This is a genomic window from Vibrio sp. Y42_MX_L11 (genome assembly GCF_024181785.1).
GTDB lineage: Bacteria > Pseudomonadota > Gammaproteobacteria > Enterobacterales > Vibrionaceae > Vibrio > Vibrio diabolicus.
The window spans coordinates 40535-58418 of record NZ_JAMZAP010000022.1 but is presented as its reverse complement, the minus strand read 5'-3'; the positions used below and the strand labels follow the sequence as shown (position 1 = coordinate 58418).

The window sequence follows — 17884 nt, the reverse complement described above, 5'->3', positions numbered from 1 at the left end:
AATCGATACTGAGTTTTCATCGATGTTGGAGCGAAGCATCTTCGCAGCCAAGATTATAAGTCGTCGATATAACCCAACGAGCGCAGTGCTCGTTCATCGTCTGCCCAGCCAGATTTCACTTTTACCCAGGTTTCTAGGTAAACCTTACGACCGAACAACTCTTCCATATCTAAACGCGCTTCACGACCAATGGTCTTGATCTTCTCGCCACCTTTACCAATAACCATTTTCTTCTGGCCATTACGCTCCACAAGAATCAAGGCATTGATATGGAAACCGTCAGTTTCTGGGTTGTAATCAAAACGTTCAATCTCGACCGTTACCGAGTATGGCAATTCTTCACCCGTAAAACGCATTAACTTTTCACGCACAATTTCAGATGCCATAAAGCGCTGAGAGCGATCAGTCACGTATTCTTCTGGGAAGTGATGCGTTGCTTTAGGTAAGTGATTACGCACGTGCTTACGCAGTACATCAATGTTCTTCCCTTGTTTCGCAGAGATTGGCACAACGTCAACGAAGTCCATCTTTTTAGACATCTCAGCCATGTGTAGCATCACTTCGTTACGATCTTGCACGTTGTCGACTTTATTGACACAAAGCACAACTGGGAAGTTCGATTTTTGAAGCTTAGTCAGCACCATCTCATCGTCTTTAGTCCAATGCGTACCATCGACTAAGAAAAACACTAGGTTTACATCACTTAGAGATGAGTTAGCCGCACGGTTCATCAAACGGTTAATCGCACGCTTTTCTTCGATGTGAAGTCCTGGCGTGTCAACGTAAATCGCTTGGTAATCGCCGTCTTTGTCCACACCCATAATGCGGTGGCGTGTTGTTTGCGGCTTACGTGAGGTGATCGAAATCTTCTGACCCAAGATTTTGTTCAGAAGTGTCGACTTACCTACGTTTGGGCGACCAACAATAGCAATGAAGCCACAGTGCTGGTTTTCTGGCGAGCTTGGCTCACCTTGTGATGCGAAAAACGCATCGATATCGAATTCGTTATCAGCCATTTGTTAATTGCTCAAGTGCTGTTTCAGCAGCCGCTTGTTCTGCCTTGCGGCGGCTGGTGCCTTTCCCGATTACAGGCTTGTCCACACCTGCTACTTCACACTCAACCGTAAATTCTTGGTTGTGCGCTTCACCTTTAATATTAGTCACTGTGTACACAGGCAGCGGTTTTCTTCTGCCTTGTAGGAACTCTTGTAGGCGAGTTTTCGGATCTTTTTGTGAGACGCCAGGTTTAATGGCTTCAAGGCGTGAGTTGTACCAACTCAGTACAATGCCTCGCACGACTTCAAGATCGCTGTCTAGGTAAATTGCGCCAATAATGGCTTCAACCGCATCGGCTAAAATAGAGTCTCGGCGGAAACCGCCACTCTTCAATTCACCTGGACCTAATTTTAAATAATCTCCTAGATCGAATTCACGACCCAGTTCCGCCAATGTATGTCCGCGAACCAAAGTAGCACGCATACGGCTCATGTCACCCTCGTTCACTTTCGGGAAACGATGGTACAGATCATCAGCGATGACAAAACTTAAAATTGAATCGCCCAGAAACTCAAGACGTTCATTATGCTTACTGTTGGCGCTGCGGTGAGTCAGCGCCAAGTTGATAAGCCCGGCATCTTGAAACTGGTAGCCGAGCTTTCTCTCTAGTTTATCAATTGGAGAATTCATACTCTCTCGATATAAAATGGTTAGTGAATACCACCGATGCGGTTAAAACGCACACCAGTTGGAATCCATGAAGGTAGAACGCTATCTGCGCCACGATCAAACTCGAAGCTGATCCAAATGGCGACAGCTTTGCCGACTAAGTTTGCTTCAGGAACGAAGCCCCAGTAACGGCTGTCAGCACTGTTGTCACGGTTATCACCCATCACAAAGTACTGACCTTGTGGTACAACCCACTCTGTCGTGCCGCTACGTGGGAAGTATTGCTCCACACGGTTACGAACAAGAGGGTTAACCAAAATATTGTGCTCCACGTTACCCAATTTTTCATCCAGTTGGATCATTGGAATACCGTTCGAGCTAAACTGACTTTCTTCAACATTGCTCAGTTTAACTGGTTTACACGCCGATTCACCTTGGCTTTGCACGCAAAGCTGCTTATCACTTGAATAACGCACGATATCACCAGGCAAACCAACAACACGCTTAATGTAATCCACACTTGGTTGTGGCGGGTATTTGAATACCACGATATCACCACGCTCAGGCTTACCTGTTTCAACTAACTGCGTGCGCCATACCGGATCTTTCAAGCCATAGGCGTATTTTTCTACCAAGATAAAGTCACCCACCAACAAAGTCGGCATCATTGAGCCTGATGGGATTTGAAATGGTTCGTAGATAAAAGAACGTAATACTAAAACGAACGCAATCACAGGAAAAATTGAGACGCTATTTTCAACCCACCAAGGCTGACGCTCAACTTTTTGCAAGGTCACTGCATCCAAACCATTAGACGTCTGAGCTTGAATCTCCGCCAGTTTTTCCTGACGCTTTTTCGCGAAAACCAGCTTTTCCAATAGCCAAACCACGCCAGTTACCAAAGTCGCAATAACCAACATCAGTGAGAATGTATTCGCCATTAAATTCCCTTATCTAAAAATACGAAAGTGAAAGAGCCGAAACCCTTTCACTTATTTTAATATCTAACGTCTTAAGACCGACAAGTGTGAGACAAAGTTCAACTTTAGTCTTTACCTACGTGAAGGATGGCTAGGAACGCTTCTTGAGGCAGCTCAACGTTACCGATCTGCTTCATGCGCTTCTTACCTTCTTTCTGTTTCTTCAGAAGTTTCTTCTTACGACTTACGTCACCGCCGTAACATTTCGCGATTACGTTCTTACGCAGCTGTTTTACAGTTGAACGTGCGATAATGTGGTTACCAATCGCTGCTTGGATTGCGATATCAAACATTTGGCGAGGGATAAATTCTTTCATCTTCTCTACCAGCTGACGACCGCGAGTCTGAGACTGGTCTTTGTGTGTGATCATCGCCAATGCATCAACGGTGTCACCGTTCAGAAGAACGTCTACACGTACCATATTCGAAGCTTCAAAACGCTGGAAGTTGTAATCCAAAGACGCATAACCACGAGATGTCGATTTCAGACGGTCGAAGAAATCCAGTACCACTTCTGCCATTGGAATATCGTAAGTCACGGCAACCTGGTTACCGTGGTAAACCATATCGACCTGAGTACCACGCTTTTCAACACACAGCGTGATTACGTTACCTAGGTACTCTGAAGGTACCAGGATATTACAACGAGCGATCGGTTCACGAATTTCTTCAATATCATTGATCGCTGGTAGTTTGGCAGGGCTATCAACGTACAGCAGTTCACCATCGGTCTTTTCAACTTCGTAAACTACCGTTGGTGCCGTGGTGATAAGATCTAAGTCGTATTCACGCTCTAGACGCTCTTGGATAATTTCCATGTGCAGCATGCCAAGGAAACCACAACGGAAACCAAAGCCAAGTGCCGCTGAGTTTTCTGGCTCGTAGAATAGCGATGCGTCGTTTAGGCTTAATTTGCCCAGCGCATCACGGAAGTTCTCGTAATCGTCAGACGATACCGGGAACAGACCTGCGTAAACCTGAGGTTTTACTTTCTTAAAGCCTGGTAGCGGTTTTTCACAGCCATTCTTAGCCATAGTCAGCGTATCACCAACTGGTGCACCAAGGATGTCTTTAATACCACAAACCACCCAACCTACTTCACCAGTACGAAGGACATCGGTATCTACTTGTTTTGGCGTAAAAATACCAAGACGGTCTACACCCCAAACTTGACTCGTGCTCATCACTTTGATCTTGTCGTTCTTCTTCAGTTCGCCGTTTTTAATACGTACTAGAGAAACAACGCCAAGATAGTTATCAAACCATGAGTCAATGATCAGCGCTTGTAATGGCGCATCTGGGTCACCTTCCGGTGCTGGAATCGCTGACACAATGTTCTCTAGAACGTCATCAACACCGATGCCTGTCTTCGCAGAACAGCGTGTTGCTTCCATTGCATCGATACCAACGATTTCTTCAATTTCTTCCGCTACACGCTCAGGATCGGCTGCTGGTAGGTCAATCTTGTTCAAGATTGGCACAACCTCTAGATCCATCTCAATCGCGGTGTAACAGTTAGCCAGTGTTTGAGCCTCAACACCTTGACCCGCATCTACAACCAATAACGCACCTTCACAAGCCGCTAGAGAACGTGATACTTCATATGCAAAGTCAACGTGCCCCGGAGTATCGATGAAGTTCAGCTGATACGTTTCACCGTCTTTAGCGGTGTAGTTTAGCGTCACACTCTGAGATTTAATGGTGATACCACGCTCACGTTCAAGATCCATAGAATCCAGAACCTGTGCGGCCATTTCACGATCGGTTAACCCGCCACAAACTTGGATTAGACGGTCTGATAGGGTCGACTTACCATGGTCGATGTGGGCGATAATCGAAAAGTTACGAATGTGCTTCATAGATTTAGGGTGACTAACTCTTTACAAATAGGGACAGTAAGAAACGCCATCTACTGACGGCATTTCAATCAAGTTGGCAGATTCTACCGAATTTCGTTAACGGGCGCACGTAATTTAAAGTACATACCCAAATAACCTTAAGTGGAGGGGGACAGCGCTTACTGGATTGGCTCCCCAAGTACCCTAACAAGGGTAACTTGGCGCTTGGATTCATCCTCTAACGGACGAGAAACACGTTTTGCGATCCACATTCCACCAGCTGCAAATAATACTGATGCCAATATGATGATACCTTCCCCGCCCGCGGTCAGCGGCGCTAATAGGAAGTGACCAAACATCGCACCGATAATCAAACCAAACAACGGCAGTAAATAAACCGCCATTGCTGATTTTATCAGGCTCGACTCAGGAAAACCTATCTCGACGACTTGACCTATCTTCACTGATTTATCCGTGCGCAGATGCCAAGATAAACTCTTGTTACCAATGGCTTTAGTCACAACGCCTGTTCCACAGCTTTTCTGTGAAGAGCAACTACTGCAACTGGTCTGCTGTTCGCAGCTTAAATCAATTTCGTATTGTTTACCGCGACGATGTACGTCTGTCACAGTAGCCAACGCGGTCATCATTGTTGTTTACTCTTTGTTACATTAAATGTGACAGATTGGGCGATACGTTGTGCTGTGGTCGGCGGAATGTCTCCAACTACGGAGATTTCATGTTGACCGCTCACAAAACTATGCAGCGTTCTTCGGCCTTGGCGAACCAACTGACCTTTTAACGAGTGCTCATCTTTGTTTGCTACGTAAACAGAGAAGCTAAATAGACCATCAGAATACAGCTGGCTCTCCACCATTTGATTAGTAACGGCCATACGATAGCGGTTGAGCTCGTTCGGCTCGAAACCTTCAGGGATCCAACCTACCTGCCAATTACTGGTCCCAATATCGCCTTTTGGCATGGTGAGAACAGCTGGTAATTGAACATCTTGTAGGCCACTCATTAACTCTGCGATTTTTGGATTCACCGTGTAAGAAATAGTGCGATATTGTTCAAGCATCTCACCATCACGGTCCACAAGGTCGGCACGTAACGGCAATTTACTCTTTTCATCGATCCATAGTACGTATGAATAGCGCAGACCGTCTTTAGGGACGACACGCAGCACTTGTGTTGCTACACCTGCTTCACGAGCTCTACCCACTTTTACATAGTCGTAATACAAGTTTAGCTCATCGATATTGGTGTTGAGCATAGGCATGGTCGGAGCGACCATTTTACCTGACTCGATGGTGAATGGTTCTAAACCCGTTTCGATATAGCTTACTTCTGTGCCGCGACGAATCACTTCGCGTACAGGGCCACTTAAATAGACAAGATGAGCATATTGATCGTCACCATGCGTCGCATGACGATACAGCAACGGCTCAATGCTGTTCTTTTTGATAAGGATATAAGAGAGTTCGTAACTTAAATTCTTACTCGCCTCGCTCATTTGATGCAATAAAGCCTCCGCTGGCTTATCACCAGCAAAGGCTTGAGAAGACATCATACTGAACAGAGCGCAAGCGCTGATCAGAAATTTTTTCATTCAATATCCGGATTCAGATTTGCATCTTGTTGAGATGCATCACTGTTAATTCGTAACTGCAATTCGTAGTCTCGCAGCATAGCATGAACACGCTTACGTTGCTCTTGCATATTTGCTTCACCTACAGAACGCTCAACAGACTCACGAGTTAAACTCACAGGCTCTGCGCTGCCAGCAAACGGAACTGTCTGCAACACAGGCAATTGGTCTGTTTGCGGCGACATCGAATCGCTACCACCGTACTGCTGTACACCTAAAATAACGACAAGCGATACACATGCAGCAACAGCAACTTGACCAAACTGTGTCAACCAACCTGGCAACTGACGTTTTGCTTTTTGCGGTTCTGGTTGCGACTCTTTTGGCGTATCAGCAATTGAGATAACATTTGCACTGTGCGCATCAAACGCACGGTGTGCAGGTTCATCTTCTAACGCTAACGCCACGCTTTCAGCAATATTCCACTCAGGTTTTGCTGGCGCTTCGCCTCGCATCACATCACCAATCAGGTGATAGTTCTGCCAAGCATCACGGCTCTCTTGGTCTTGCTCTAACTCTTGAATTAAAGCCTTATCGACCAATTCTCCATCCATGAGAGCTGAAAGTTTTTCTTTGTCAGCCATTATTTTCACCATAGTTATTACTTGTACTAGCGTTGCAAAAGAGGTCTGATTTTCTTTTCCACCGCCTCACGAGCACGGAAGATACGCGATCGTACCGTTCCTACCGGGCAATCCATCACTTCTGCAATTTCTTCATAACTCAAGCCATCGAGCTCTCGTAATGTCATTGCGGTTTTTAAATCTTCAGGTAAAGCTTCGATTGCACTGAACACCACCCGTTGCAATTCTTTGGACAACGTTAAGTTCTCAGGGTTCGATATTTCTTTAAGTGCACTACCTGTTTCGTAAAATTCAGCATCTTCAGCATCGACATCTGTCGCTGGAGGTCTACGCCCTTGAGCAACAATGTGATTTTTCGCAGTATTCACTGCAATGCGATACAGCCACGTATAAAACGCACTCTCCCCACGAAAGCTGGGAATAGCTCGGTAAGCTTTAATAAACGCTTCTTGTGCTACATCTGGTACATCGCCAGGATTACTAACGTATCTGGAAATAAGATTACATACCTTGTTCTGGTACTTCGTTACCAGCAGATTGAATGCTTGCTTATCGCCATTCTGAACTCGCTCAATCAATACTTGATCGGTCAGCTGCTCGTTCATTCGAGCGGATACTCCTATTTGTTATGCCCCTACTCTTCTCAGATATGGGTACTAATTATGCAAAACGTAGTATTGACACCACTGCTTACTTGAGCACTATTGTGACCCTAACGTGAATGAGAAAGTTCCATGGTTTCTCAAGTTTTTTGTCATTGTTTTTTCACAGTGTGATGTCTATACCCAAATGACCACCGTTGCCTGACTTTAGTCTAAGTTTGACAAGCGAGCATCTTGAGGGGAAATGGGTATAATGAATGATCTCTGTCCCAGATTGTGCTGGGTCGAGCATGGAAAAGCAATGGCATTGACAAACTATTACTTTTCATTTGCATGGCTAATGGCTATCTGAACACCGCGTTACAAATATAACTTAGGAAGCATGCTCATGCTCTGCATGAAAAAGAAGAGTGGCTCAGTCACCGCAGTAACACGGATGTCGATAGGTCTCCCAACTTAGCCCTTAGCGACGGGTGTCGCGATAATGGAATGCACATGGTGTGCAAATAATACACAAGGTGACTTTGTTACCTTAGCTTGGGATTATAAAAGTTATATGAACACAAATCGTGAACATGAGTGTGATGTGTTAGTGGTAGGGAGTGGCGCGGCTGGTTTGTCGTTGGCTTTGCGCGTTGCTAACCACTGTAAAGTGATGGTGCTGAGTAAAGGGCCACGCAGCGAAGGGGCGACCTATTATGCCCAGGGTGGTATTGCTGCTGTATTTGATGAGTCAGACACCATTGATTCACACGTTGAAGACACGCAAATCGCCGGCGATGGTATTTGTGACGAAGATATCGTGAGGTTCATTGCTGAACATTCAAAAGAGTGCGTACAGTGGTTGATTGATGGTGGTGTCCCATTTGATCGTGAAGAAGATGATTCTGACGATGAACCTCGCTACCACTTAACTCGTGAAGGTGGCCATAGCCGTCGTCGTATTCTTCACGCGGCAGATGCGACAGGTATGGCGATGCAAACCTCCTTGCAAGATAACGCTCACAACCATCCAAACATTCATGTTCTCGAACGTCACAATGCGCTGGACTTAATCACCGAAGACAAAATTGGCGGTGATAAAAACAAAGTTATCGGTGCTTATATTTGGAACCGCAACGAAGAGCATGTCGAAACCGTGCGGGCCAAATTTGTGGTTCTCGCTACAGGTGGCGCTTCAAAAGTTTATCAATACACCTCTAACCCAGATGTTTCGTCTGGTGATGGTATTGCCATTGCTTGGCGTGCAGGGTGTCGTGTGGCAAATATGGAGTTTAACCAGTTCCACCCGACGTGTTTATATCACCCAGAAGCACGTAACTTCTTGTTGACCGAAGCGTTACGTGGTGAAGGTGCTTACCTGCGTCGTCCCGATGGTTCTCGCTTTATGCCAGATTTCGATGAGCGTAAAGAGCTTGCTCCGCGTGACGTCGTGGCTCGTGCTATCGACTTCGAAATGAAGCGTTTGGGTGCCGACTGTATGTACCTCGACATCAGTCACAAACCTGCGGACTTTATTACTAAGCACTTCCCAACCATTTACTCACGTTTGATGGACTTGGGCATTGATATGACCAAAGAGCCAATCCCAATCGTACCTGCTGCGCACTACACTTGTGGCGGTGTCATGGTGGATAGAAATGGCTGCACCGATCTTAAAAACTTGTATGCAATTGGCGAAGTCAGCTATACAGGGCTGCATGGTGCTAACCGCATGGCATCAAATTCACTTCTCGAATGCGTGGTTTATGCTTGGTCTGCGGCGAAAGATATTCTAAAACATCACACTAACGTGGAGCTTCCTTCACAGGTGCCATGTTGGGATGAAAGTAAAGTGACCAACAGTGATGAAGAAGTGATCATTCAGCACAACTGGCACGAGCTTCGTCTGTTTATGTGGGACTACATGGGCATTGTACGAACTGACAAGCGTTTAGAACGCGCCTTGCGCCGTATCCAACTGTTGCAACAAGAAACGCATGAGTACTACAGCAACTTCCGTGTATCGAACAACTTATTAGAACTGCGTAACCTTTTACAAGTAGCAGAGCTGATGGTTCGTTGTGCGATGCAGCGTAAAGAGAGTCGAGGTTTGCACTACACGCTTGATTATCCGAACCAACTGGAAAACAGCGGACCAACGATTTTGGTTCCAGCTAAACAGCTTTAATTCGACAAAATAAACTATTACATCAACAGGGAGCATTGGCTCCCTGTTTCATTTCCCACTGGCGTAATACCAAAGATAATTGACGGTAATGCTGATCGTCACAACTATCACGCCAAATCGTGACGCTACGGCCAGACTGCAATCGAAATGTTATCTTGAATGGCAATGTCGATGTATCGACTCGTTGTAACTGATCCTTTTCAGACTCAAGAGCCGCCGAACATTCACTATACTCAAGGGCCTCAAACCTAACCGAGCCATCGCAATGCACATACCAATAACCCTGACTTGTCGGTTTAACAAAGCCTTGGCTCAGTAGTGCCTTAACAATCATTAATAACAAATAAATCGATAATACGAGAGGGATGCTAGAGAGGGTAACGGCCCAAGTCATCAGTAAGAAAAGTATTACATTGAGAACTCGGGCAGTCAGAGAGGGAGAAGCGGTAAAATTAACGAACTTTGCTGAGGTTATGGGCGACAATTTTATCAACCATTGCAGCATGACCTAAGTTTTCGCTGCGGCCATGCCCCATTATCCAAGTAAACAGATCAGGATCATCGCATTCAAGTAAAGAAACAAAGTCACGCTGCTCTTGTTCACTCAGAGTATCAAAGCACTCTTCAAAAAACGGCATAATTACTACGTCAAGCTCAAGCATGCCTCGACGACAAGCCCATTTAATACGCGCTTTTTCTTCCGGAGTGTACATTCACTATTCCTTCATAGATGTCTTGTTGTTAGTGCGGAGTGTAACAAGGGATGTGCTACGTCACTAGTGTGCGGGTCACAATACGATAGTGAAAGCAGACAAATGTTGATTCGTAAATCGCTCCCCTAGTATCTCAAGGTTATTTGGGTATAACATAGCGGAAAAATATCTTCAAAAGGCATTGTAATTATGGAATGGCAAACTCGTTTTTCAGCACTACCTCTCTCAACTCAAGACGCACTTCCAGAGTTATCTATCTCGCTGCTGGACAATTTCGGCATGGTCACCATGGTCGGTGACGATAAAAAATCATACTTACAAGGTCAGGTTACCTGCGATGTCGTTTCTTTAGAACAAGACCAATCAACGTTAGGCGCACATTGTGATGCGAAAGGTAAAGTGTGGAGTGTGTTCCGCCTTTTCCATCACCACGATGGCTACGGCATGATCCAACCAAAATCGGCGATTGACGTAGAACTTAGCGAAATAAAAAAATACGCCATTTTCTCTAAAGTAACGATTGAAGCTTCTGATGAAGTTATCTTAGGTGTTGCCGGCGTAAAAGCCGACGAGCTTATTTCTTCAATGAGCAAAACGACTGGCAGCGTTCGCCCTGTTGAAGGCGGCACCGCGGTACAAGTTTCACAAAGCCGCTGGCTACTGATATTAAGTGCGTCAGCTGCGCAACAAGTCGTTGAAAATACAGATGCTGCCCTTACGACAAATGAGCTTTGGAATCGTTTCGACATTGAAGCTGGTTTACCATTTGTCCCTGCATCCGCGCAGAATGCTCACATTCCACAAGCACTCAACGTGCAAGCTTTAGGAGGCATTAGCTTCACAAAGGGCTGCTACACAGGACAAGAAACGGTAGCACGAGCTAAGTATCGCGGTACAAATAAACGTGCGATGTACATCGTAAAAGGGGCAACTTCTGCTCCATTTAGTGACGAGCCAATTGAGCTCGAACGCAGCGTGGGTGAAAACTGGCGTTCAGTGGGTGCTTTATTAAACCACTACCAGTTCAGCGACAATCAAGCGATTGGCCTGATCGTACTGCCCAATAATCTCGATGAAGACACTCGTCTTCGTTTGGTTGCTCAACCAGAATGTGAATGGACAATCGAATCACTGCCTTACAGCCTTGATGATGAGTAATACAATCAATACTCCTTTGATGCAATTTCTCACAGACCAACACATTCCGTTTCGTCTGTTACCGCATCAAAGACCAGCAACCACTATTGAGGATGCCGCGCAACAACGCGGCATTCGCCCTTCTCAAATGGTAAAAGCGATCTTGCTACGAGACATGGGTAATCAATATGCTCTCGCCTGTGCGCCTGGTGATCGTAGTGTCGATCCCAAAAAAGTGCGCTCGTTACTGCAATGCCGCCGGATGACTTGCGTTGATCAAGCCGACGTTGAGGCCATCACAGGTTACAAAATTGGTACTGTCACTCCACTATTACTCAAACGACACATGCCGATCGTGTTCGATCCTAGCTTACTAGAAGAACAGGAAGTCACGATCAGCAGTGGCGATCGCATGGCTGGACTGGCGCTTTCTATCCAAGATCTTATCCAATTGTGTCAGCCGACCGTAGCTGAGATATGTCGTTAGTCGTCTAAAAATAATGTAATAGCACGTAGTGTTTCTATCATCACGTGATCTCGCTCATATCTATAAAAATAGACGAGAGAATTTTTAATCACATATAAAACATAAATAGTCACAAAGATAAAACTCGTATATGCTGAATTTGTTGGTTAAGTTTCAAACAAGCACTTAACCAACATAAAGTGAATCAGCTGACTGAATGACAGTATTCATGCCGTCAGCTGTCCACTTTTGTGTAATGCATCTGTGACTATTCGCCCGCTGAAGCGGGCTTTTTTTTTGTACGGAACTTTTTTCTCTTCCTCTTTATCTAACCGTTAGGACGTAAAGTTTGTTCTGTTGGATACCACCTTAATAGGAACAATTAGCAAACAATCATTTTCGTTCTATTCTTAATTCTGTAACAAAACTATTGCTTAATGCGTCACATAAAAAGGAGTGTATTGTCGTAAGGGTTCCTTGAACGGTGATTTTTTGGGGTAATCCTCACGCTATTTAAGAGATGACACTGTCAAATTGTCTAAGACAACACAAATCTCTGACGCAACACCCTACATCTGTATTTAATACTATGGCTGTCACAATAATTTTCGCGTCCAAAACGTAGAATACCTAGGCTAGGTTAGATAAAAGGAAAGTAAATATGAGACTGTTTAAGCGCTATACACCAAGTATGATTGCTAAACATATAAGTCGTCTTTTTAAAGGAAGAATTTATATTTACGGGGTCGGTAGATTCGAGTTTGATAACGGCAAGTTAATACTGCCGGAGAAAGCAGAGCAACGCCATTTCCGAGCGGTCAAAGAGATCAACCAAGAAATAATGAAACTCCGATGCGCATATGCTTAGCAAAACGTTGATAAAACAAAGGCTGGATTAACCAGCCTTTTGTGTATTTGAAGTTCGCTTTACACCTACTGACGTGCCAGATCCGGCAGATGACCTTTTAGACCAAGCGCACGCTTCATGATCTCATCTTTCGCTCCCGGCAATTGACCCGCTAAACTCAAACCAATGCCACGAACCAGCTTCTTAGCAGGATTCTCTCCAGAGAACAGGTCTCGGAATCCTTGCATTGCAGCGATCATCTTTGCAGCTTCCGCTTTGCGCCAACGCTCATAACCTCTTAGATTGCGTTTGCTGCCAATATCTTGGCCTTGCTTCCATAGCGCTAGCACCTCTTGAGCGAGGCTGGCTGCATCTAATAAACCTAAATTCACACCCTGCCCCGCTAGAGGATGAATGGTATGGGCCGCATCACCAACCAATGCGACTCGCTCCACAACAAAATCTCGCGCATAACGCATTTTCAGAGGAAACGCGGCACGCTCTCCCACGACTTCACATAGACCAAGTCGTGTATCAAATTCGCTCGTCAACGCTTTGTTGAAATCATGCTCACTCATTGCCAATAGCTGCTCTGCACGATTTGGCTCAGTGGACCAAACAATAGAGCACATATCTGGTTGCGACATTGGCAAAAACGCCAATGGCCCTTGAGGAGTAAAAATCTGTCGTGCAATGCTATTGTGCGGAGCAGCGGTTTTAACATTCGCGACCAGAGCATGATGTCCATAATCCCAATGCGTTAACGGAATATCCATTTGATGACGAAGCCACGAGTTTGCCCCATCGGCTCCGACCACTAACTTAGCCGTCATGGCTTGACCATTGTCGAGCGTCAACCAACTTTCTTGTTCGCCCACCGCTAAGGTCGCGCAACGTGCAGGCATAAACATAGTGACGTTATCGAGCTTTTGGACTTGTTCGAGCAGTGCGAGTTGAATCACTCGATTCTCAACAATATGCCCTAAATCAGGTTGTGCCATGCTTTGTGCATTGAACTCAATACTAGCGAAGCTATCTTGCTCCCACACTTCCATTCCGTAGTATGGTGAAGCTCGGCGTTGCTCTATTCCCTGCCAAGCGCCAAGCTTACGCAAGATCGTCTCACTAGAACGGCTCAACGCAGACACACGCACATCAGGTAACTCTTTCAACGACTCATCTGGCACCTTGCCTTCTATTACGGCGACACGCAGATCGCTGTCCTTGAACGCGGCAGCAAGTGCCAACCCAACCATCCCTCCGCCGATGATGGCGATATCTACACTTTGCATCATTGCTTTTTATTACCTAATTCAGTGCGGCCGTTCATCGTTTTACCAAACCAAGCGTATGGCGCAGTAGCGGCTGCTTAAAAATAGAAAGGTTATCCATCGCTGCTAAGGCTGTATTTCGCCCAATTCGCATCGCGGGTAAATCATTTGAAAAAATATGCACTAAGGCACTGGTTAGCCAGATCGTTTCGCTTCGATCTGCCTCTCTACGCTGACTAAAGCGCATCAAGCCTTGATAAAGACCAACATCATCGCTTTGCTGCACGATTTCTTCTGCTAGCGAGACAACGTCGCGAATACCAAGATTAAAACCTTGTCCAGCTATCGGATGCAGCGTTTGCGCCGCATTCCCAACAATCGCAAAACGATGAGAAATATTTTGCTTTCGATGGCGAAGAAGCAATGGGTAACTCGCACGTCGTCCCACTTTTTTCATCGCGCCCAAACGCCAGCCAAAGTCTTGTTGTAAACGTTGGAGAAATGCTTGGTCAGATAACTCAAGAACTGCTTGGGCTTCCTCAGGGTGCAGACACCAAACTAAAGACATTCTATTGTCACTCATTGGCAATAAAGCTACAGGGCCATTTTCAGTAAAACGTTCAAAGGCTCTACCTTGATGAGGTTCTTGAGTCACAATATTGGCAATGACAGCCACTTGTTCAAAATCTTGCTCAGAAAGCTCTAAACCAATTTTCTGACAGCAGGTTGAAACAGCACCATCGGCTGCCACCAACAGTTTTGCGTCAAGCTGCTCACCGCTTTTCAACGTAATATGGGTACAGTCTTGCTCGCGCTCGATATCGGTAACAGAGTCAGGGCAAAACAGTGTAATGGATGCGCTGCTATCTAATAATTCTTGATATACGCGACCAACATCGGCTAATTCGACAACATACCCTAGTGCTTCAACGCCAATCTCTTGCTTGGTAATTTCCGTCATCCCAGCATGAGAGCGATCAGAAACGTGAATATGTTCAATGGGTGTGACAAACGGTTCTACTGAAGTCCAGAGCTGTAGTTGACGCAACAGATTGACAGTACCGTAAGACAATGCGATTGAGCGAGAGTCAAAACCAGGGTGCATATCTGACTGCGCTTTAAAAGGCTCAACGACGGCAATGCGGAGCTTTCCCTGAGACAAATGGTCAATCGCCAATGCTAACGTTGCACCAGCCATGGCACCACCAGCAATGACTACATCATATTGCTTCATGCTAACCTCTGGACCATCTACGATTAATGAATAGTAGGCTTTTTATCGCTACTTTCAGGGCGAACACCAAACTCAGCATGAATCGTTAGTACGCAAGCTTTGATGTGTTCAATCACTTGTTCTAGCAATTGCGCTTGTTCACCGAGGTCATCATCTTCATCAATGCCTAATTTGGCAATCTCTTCTAGGTCAGCCAATGCTTCTTTAGCGTCATCTGACGCTTTATTTAGCGCAACACCTGCTAGACCTAACCCAGAAATAAAGTGGTTTACGAAATCGGACACGCTGTCAGCCAACGCGAATAAGCCTTCTTCTCCCGGCTCATCTGGTAATAATAAAGACAGCTCCATCGACGTGCCCGTGAGTTCATTGACAGTAACGGTGAATACGCTTTGAGCAAACGCTAGCGCGGTAGAAGGCCAACCCATACCATCATTGGTGTAGTCAAACAGAATAGGCTGCCAAGTTTGATCATTAATCGCCAATCCACCACTTAACATGCCGACAAATAAGCCATGTAATTCCGCAGGTGTTACTGCTAGGCTTGCAGATTGCAGTTCAGCAGCAATAGATTGGTATTCAGGAAGGGTGATTTCACTCATAACTTGGCTCATTCTTGCATAATAATGTATTGGTATATCCTACCATCAAGGTTAGTGGTCTGAAACGGCTATCAAATTCAATTTTGAACAGCATTTGCTCAATTTGCCCAATTCCTGTGTGATCTCGTCATCATTTCTCTTTCTGTGATGGGAAATGCTTGAATCTTAATAGCGGTTTTCCTATAGTTTGCTCCTCGGTAGTTGTATGAAGCAACACCTTAGATAGCGCGAATATAGAGTTTATTCATCATGAGCAATCAAGCGATCGACGTTGAAATATTAGGCAAAGTTACACGAGTGAATTGTCCGACAGGACAAGAAGAGTCTCTTGTTGCAGCGGCAAAAGATCTGGATCGCCGATTGAAAGAAATGAGCGAACGTACTAAGGTAACCAATGAAATCCAACTGCTGACCTTCGCTGCATTGAATATTTGTTATGAGTTGCACACCAAGTCATACGAATCAAACGGTCAACAGCAAGAAATTACTGAGCGAATGGAAAAGCTCACTGCGTCTCTTGAGAACGCACTAAGCAAAGTTACGCAAGGACAGCAGTAAATACAAAATTTACCCTGGGGTGTGCGTCAGCAGGATTTAAGTCCCTGAGCCGATAAGCAATACCTAAGGGTTAGTATTTGGTAACTATTGAGCAAGCTCGGCATGCACCGAGAAGCCTACGGTTGTCATTGCTGATCCGCCTTGAACCAGCTGGTTCAAGGGCCACAATCCTCAACGGCACCCTGGGGTATTCTCTCTATGTCAGACCTCTCTCGACAAGACTTCCGCAAACTGATTCGTGAAAAGCGCAACGCATTGTGTAGCGACACGCAATTCCAAGCGGGGATCGACCTTGTCACTCATTTCTCTCAACTTCCTGAAATCCAGCAAGCACAGCATATTGCTATTTATCTTTCTGCTGACGGTGAACTTGATACCAAGCCGCTCATTGAGTGGTTGTGGCTACAGGGAAAATCGGTTTATCTACCTGTCATCCATCCGTTTTCCAAAGGTCAGTTACTGTTTCTTCTGTACGTAAGTGATGATCAATTGGTCTACAACAAATACGGCATCTTAGAGCCCAAACTGGACATCCGCCACCTCAAGCCCGTTCGTCAACTTGATATCATTTGTACGCCTTTGGTTGGATTCGACAGCATCGGCCACCGCTTAGGCATGGGCGGAGGGTATTATGACCGTACCCTGTCTCATTGGTTTATAACCGGAGAAGGTGCCAAGCCTGTTGGTATCGCTCACGACTGCCAACATGTAGAACGCTTACCAATTGAAAGCTGGGACATTCCATTACCTAAGATCGTGACCCCAAGCCGAATATGGCAATGGGAAAGTGGCAAGTAAGCCGCTATAATCACGCCCGCAAACGTTAACGAACATCTATTCAGGAGATTGGCATGACTCAAGATGAAATGAAAAAAGCGGCTGGTTGGGCAGCACTAAAATATGTTGAGAAAGGCAGCATTGTCGGTGTTGGTACTGGCTCTACCGTGAATCACTTCATCGATGCACTAGGCACTATCAAAGACGATATTAAAGGTGCAGTGTCTAGCTCTGTCGCTTCAACTGAGCGCCTTAAAGAGCTTGGTATTGAAGTATACGAGTGTAACGACGTAATGAAGCTGGATGTGTATGTTGATGGCGCAGACGAAATTAACCCAGCACGTGAAATGATCAAAGGCGGCGGCGCGGCTCTGACTCGTGAGAAAATTGTCGCAGCAATCTCTGATAAGTTTGTATGTATTGTTGACGGCACCAAAGCAGTTGACGTACTAGGTCAGTTCCCACTACCTGTAGAAGTGATCCCAATGGCACGCTCTTACGTTGCGCGCGAATTAGTCAAACTGGGCGGTGACCCGGCTTACCGTGAAGGCGTTGTGACTGACAACGGCAACGTAATTTTGGATGTACACAACATGCAGATTACTAACCCGAAAGAAATGGAAGACAAGATCAACGGTATCGCGGGTGTGGTGACTGTGGGTCTTTTTGCTCACCGTGGTGCTGACGTCGTAATCACAGGCACACCAGAAGGCGCAAAAATTGAAGAATAAATAACAGCTCAAATCGACCTATCTGGTTCACTTTTCTGTTATTTCATTACATACGGTG

20 protein-coding genes and 1 other RNA gene are annotated in these 17884 nt (G+C 45.6%); 8 read left to right on the top strand and 13 right to left on the bottom strand.

The window, feature by feature from the left end:
• Nucleotides 1-53: 53 nt before the first annotated feature.
• The 8 genes from era to rpoE form a co-directional block, all read right to left on the bottom strand.
• A complete protein-coding gene (gene era, locus NL643_RS19070; protein ID WP_253644984.1) occupies nucleotides 54-1016 on the bottom strand; it encodes a GTPase Era in 963 nt (320 codons plus the stop codon).
• Complete coding sequence (gene rnc, locus NL643_RS19065) at nucleotides 1009-1686, bottom strand: ribonuclease III (RefSeq protein ID WP_005393907.1); 678 nt, start codon at nucleotides 1684-1686, stop codon at nucleotides 1009-1011. The genes era and rnc overlap by 8 nt, the downstream gene beginning before the upstream one ends.
• Before the next feature lie 20 nt (nucleotides 1687-1706).
• Nucleotides 1707-2606, bottom strand: coding sequence for a signal peptidase I (gene lepB, locus NL643_RS19060; protein WP_005380933.1), 900 nt, complete (start codon nucleotides 2604-2606; stop codon nucleotides 1707-1709).
• Nucleotides 2607-2710: 104 nt separating this feature from the next.
• Nucleotides 2711-4504, bottom strand: coding sequence for a translation elongation factor 4 (gene lepA, locus NL643_RS19055; RefSeq protein WP_253644983.1), 1794 nt, complete (start codon nucleotides 4502-4504; stop codon nucleotides 2711-2713).
• 158 nt (nucleotides 4505-4662) lie between these two features.
• Entirely contained in the window at nucleotides 4663-5133 is a 471-nt protein-coding gene (locus NL643_RS19050; protein WP_005384575.1) for a SoxR reducing system RseC family protein, read from the bottom strand.
• Complete coding sequence (gene rseB / locus NL643_RS19045; protein ID WP_005393918.1) at nucleotides 5130-6095, bottom strand: sigma-E factor regulatory protein RseB; 966 nt, start codon at nucleotides 6093-6095, stop codon at nucleotides 5130-5132. The genes NL643_RS19050 and rseB overlap by 4 nt, the downstream gene beginning before the upstream one ends.
• The gene (locus NL643_RS19040; RefSeq protein WP_012841405.1) at nucleotides 6092-6718 is read right to left on the bottom strand and encodes a sigma-E factor negative regulatory protein; all 627 of its coding nucleotides are present in this window, start codon (nucleotides 6716-6718) and stop codon (nucleotides 6092-6094) included. The genes rseB and NL643_RS19040 overlap by 4 nt, the downstream gene beginning before the upstream one ends.
• 26 nt (nucleotides 6719-6744) lie before the next feature.
• On the bottom strand, nucleotides 6745-7323 hold the full coding sequence (gene rpoE, locus NL643_RS19035) for an RNA polymerase sigma factor RpoE (RefSeq protein WP_005380946.1): 579 nt from the start codon (nucleotides 7321-7323) through the stop codon (nucleotides 6745-6747).
• A gap of 553 nt (nucleotides 7324-7876) precedes the next feature.
• On the opposite strand from rpoE, the gene nadB reads away from it, so the two are divergent.
• A complete protein-coding gene (gene nadB / locus NL643_RS19030; RefSeq protein ID WP_253644982.1) occupies nucleotides 7877-9490 on the top strand; it encodes an L-aspartate oxidase in 1614 nt (537 codons plus the stop codon).
• A gap of 22 nt (nucleotides 9491-9512) precedes the next feature.
• Here the strand turns inward: nadB and NL643_RS22790 are convergent, their stop codons facing one another.
• Nucleotides 9513-9995 carry a protein YgfX gene (locus NL643_RS22790; RefSeq protein ID WP_308384594.1) on the bottom strand — a complete coding sequence of 161 codons (483 nt, stop codon included), beginning with the start codon at nucleotides 9993-9995 and terminating at the stop codon, nucleotides 9513-9515.
• Entirely contained in the window at nucleotides 9943-10203 is a 261-nt protein-coding gene (locus NL643_RS19025) for a succinate dehydrogenase assembly factor 2 (RefSeq protein WP_005393925.1), read from the bottom strand. Before NL643_RS19025 ends, NL643_RS22790 begins: the two co-directional genes overlap by 53 nt.
• A 189-nt stretch (nucleotides 10204-10392) precedes the next feature.
• Here NL643_RS19025 and ygfZ point away from each other — a divergent pair, with 189 nt between their 5' ends.
• The 3 genes from ygfZ to NL643_RS19010 all read left to right on the top strand — a co-directional run bounded on the left by ygfZ (nucleotide 10393) and on the right by NL643_RS19010 (nucleotide 12674).
• Nucleotides 10393-11361, top strand: a complete 969-nt coding sequence (ygfZ, locus tag NL643_RS19020) for a tRNA-modifying protein YgfZ (protein ID WP_253644981.1) — start codon at nucleotides 10393-10395, stop codon at nucleotides 11359-11361.
• The gene (locus NL643_RS19015) at nucleotides 11354-11827 is read left to right on the top strand and encodes an aminoacyl-tRNA deacylase (protein ID WP_031780369.1); all 474 of its coding nucleotides are present in this window, start codon (nucleotides 11354-11356) and stop codon (nucleotides 11825-11827) included. The genes ygfZ and NL643_RS19015 overlap by 8 nt, the downstream gene beginning before the upstream one ends.
• A 640-nt stretch (nucleotides 11828-12467) precedes the next feature.
• Nucleotides 12468-12674 carry a DUF1107 domain-containing protein gene (locus tag NL643_RS19010; RefSeq protein WP_005380970.1) on the top strand — a complete coding sequence of 69 codons (207 nt, stop codon included), beginning with the start codon at nucleotides 12468-12470 and terminating at the stop codon, nucleotides 12672-12674.
• A gap of 65 nt (nucleotides 12675-12739) precedes the next feature.
• On the opposite strand, the gene NL643_RS19005 is transcribed toward NL643_RS19010, so the two are convergent.
• Genes NL643_RS19005 through NL643_RS18995 form a run of 3 tightly spaced genes read right to left on the bottom strand, consistent with a single transcriptional unit; the run spans nucleotide 12740 to nucleotide 15760 of the window.
• Nucleotides 12740-13948, bottom strand: coding sequence for an FAD-dependent 2-octaprenylphenol hydroxylase (locus NL643_RS19005; protein WP_005393929.1), 1209 nt, complete (start codon nucleotides 13946-13948; stop codon nucleotides 12740-12742).
• A gap of 31 nt (nucleotides 13949-13979) precedes the next feature.
• A complete protein-coding gene (gene ubiH, locus NL643_RS19000) occupies nucleotides 13980-15158 on the bottom strand; it encodes a 2-octaprenyl-6-methoxyphenyl hydroxylase (protein ID WP_074191799.1) in 1179 nt (392 codons plus the stop codon).
• A gap of 23 nt (nucleotides 15159-15181) precedes the next feature.
• Nucleotides 15182-15760, bottom strand: a complete 579-nt coding sequence (locus tag NL643_RS18995) for a YecA family protein (RefSeq protein ID WP_033907447.1) — start codon at nucleotides 15758-15760, stop codon at nucleotides 15182-15184.
• Nucleotides 15761-16009: 249 nt separating this feature from the next.
• Here NL643_RS18995 and NL643_RS18990 point away from each other — a divergent pair, with 249 nt between their 5' ends.
• The 4 genes from NL643_RS18990 (at nucleotide 16010) to rpiA (ending at nucleotide 17826) form a co-directional block, all read left to right on the top strand.
• Nucleotides 16010-16318, top strand: a complete 309-nt coding sequence (locus tag NL643_RS18990; RefSeq protein WP_005393932.1) for a cell division protein ZapA — start codon at nucleotides 16010-16012, stop codon at nucleotides 16316-16318.
• 8 nt (nucleotides 16319-16326) lie between these two features.
• Nucleotides 16327-16511, top strand: a non-coding RNA gene (gene ssrS, locus NL643_RS18985) — 6S RNA.
• A gap of 5 nt (nucleotides 16512-16516) precedes the next feature.
• Entirely contained in the window at nucleotides 16517-17116 is a 600-nt protein-coding gene (locus tag NL643_RS18980) for a 5-formyltetrahydrofolate cyclo-ligase (protein WP_253644980.1), read from the top strand.
• A 53-nt stretch (nucleotides 17117-17169) separates the two neighbouring features.
• Nucleotides 17170-17826: a ribose-5-phosphate isomerase RpiA gene (gene rpiA / locus NL643_RS18975; RefSeq protein ID WP_005380982.1), complete on the top strand. Its 657-nt coding sequence runs from the start codon at nucleotides 17170-17172 to the stop codon at nucleotides 17824-17826.
• Nucleotides 17827-17884: the final 58 nt, after the last annotated feature.

Excerpts from the sequence above, each read along its gene's own strand:
- NL643_RS19050 (WP_005384575.1), bottom strand. The coding sequence starts at position 5,133 with ATGATGACCGCGTTGGCTACTGTGACAGACGTACATCGTCGCGGTAAA.
- ubiH (WP_074191799.1), bottom strand. The coding sequence starts at position 15,158 with ATGAAGCAATATGATGTAGTCATTGCTGGTGGTGCCATGGCTGGTGCA.
- lepB (WP_005380933.1), bottom strand. The coding sequence starts at position 2,606 with ATGGCGAATACATTCTCACTGATGTTGGTTATTGCGACTTTGGTAACT.
- lepA (WP_253644983.1), bottom strand. The coding sequence starts at position 4,504 with ATGAAGCACATTCGTAACTTTTCGATTATCGCCCACATCGACCATGGT.
- ygfZ (WP_253644981.1), top strand. The coding sequence starts at position 10,393 with ATGGAATGGCAAACTCGTTTTTCAGCACTACCTCTCTCAACTCAAGAC.
- rpiA (WP_005380982.1), top strand. The coding sequence starts at position 17,170 with ATGACTCAAGATGAAATGAAAAAAGCGGCTGGTTGGGCAGCACTAAAA.
- NL643_RS18995 (WP_033907447.1), bottom strand. The coding sequence starts at position 15,760 with ATGAGTGAAATCACCCTTCCTGAATACCAATCTATTGCTGCTGAACTG.
- nadB (WP_253644982.1), top strand. The coding sequence starts at position 7,877 with ATGAACACAAATCGTGAACATGAGTGTGATGTGTTAGTGGTAGGGAGT.
- NL643_RS19025 (WP_005393925.1), bottom strand. The coding sequence starts at position 10,203 with ATGTACACTCCGGAAGAAAAAGCGCGTATTAAATGGGCTTGTCGTCGA.
- era (WP_253644984.1), bottom strand. The coding sequence starts at position 1,016 with ATGGCTGATAACGAATTCGATATCGATGCGTTTTTCGCATCACAAGGT.
- NL643_RS19015 (WP_031780369.1), top strand. The coding sequence starts at position 11,354 with ATGAGTAATACAATCAATACTCCTTTGATGCAATTTCTCACAGACCAA.
- NL643_RS19040 (WP_012841405.1), bottom strand. The coding sequence starts at position 6,718 with ATGGCTGACAAAGAAAAACTTTCAGCTCTCATGGATGGAGAATTGGTC.
- rseB (WP_005393918.1), bottom strand. The coding sequence starts at position 6,095 with ATGAAAAAATTTCTGATCAGCGCTTGCGCTCTGTTCAGTATGATGTCT.
- rnc (WP_005393907.1), bottom strand. The coding sequence starts at position 1,686 with ATGAATTCTCCAATTGATAAACTAGAGAGAAAGCTCGGCTACCAGTTT.
- rpoE (WP_005380946.1), bottom strand. The coding sequence starts at position 7,323 with ATGAACGAGCAGCTGACCGATCAAGTATTGATTGAGCGAGTTCAGAAT.
- NL643_RS19010 (WP_005380970.1), top strand. The coding sequence starts at position 12,468 with ATGAGACTGTTTAAGCGCTATACACCAAGTATGATTGCTAAACATATA.
- NL643_RS22790 (WP_308384594.1), bottom strand. The coding sequence starts at position 9,995 with ATGCTGCAATGGTTGATAAAATTGTCGCCCATAACCTCAGCAAAGTTC.
- NL643_RS18990 (WP_005393932.1), top strand. The coding sequence starts at position 16,010 with ATGAGCAATCAAGCGATCGACGTTGAAATATTAGGCAAAGTTACACGA.
- NL643_RS19005 (WP_005393929.1), bottom strand. The coding sequence starts at position 13,948 with ATGATGCAAAGTGTAGATATCGCCATCATCGGCGGAGGGATGGTTGGG.
- NL643_RS18980 (WP_253644980.1), top strand. The coding sequence starts at position 16,517 with ATGTCAGACCTCTCTCGACAAGACTTCCGCAAACTGATTCGTGAAAAG.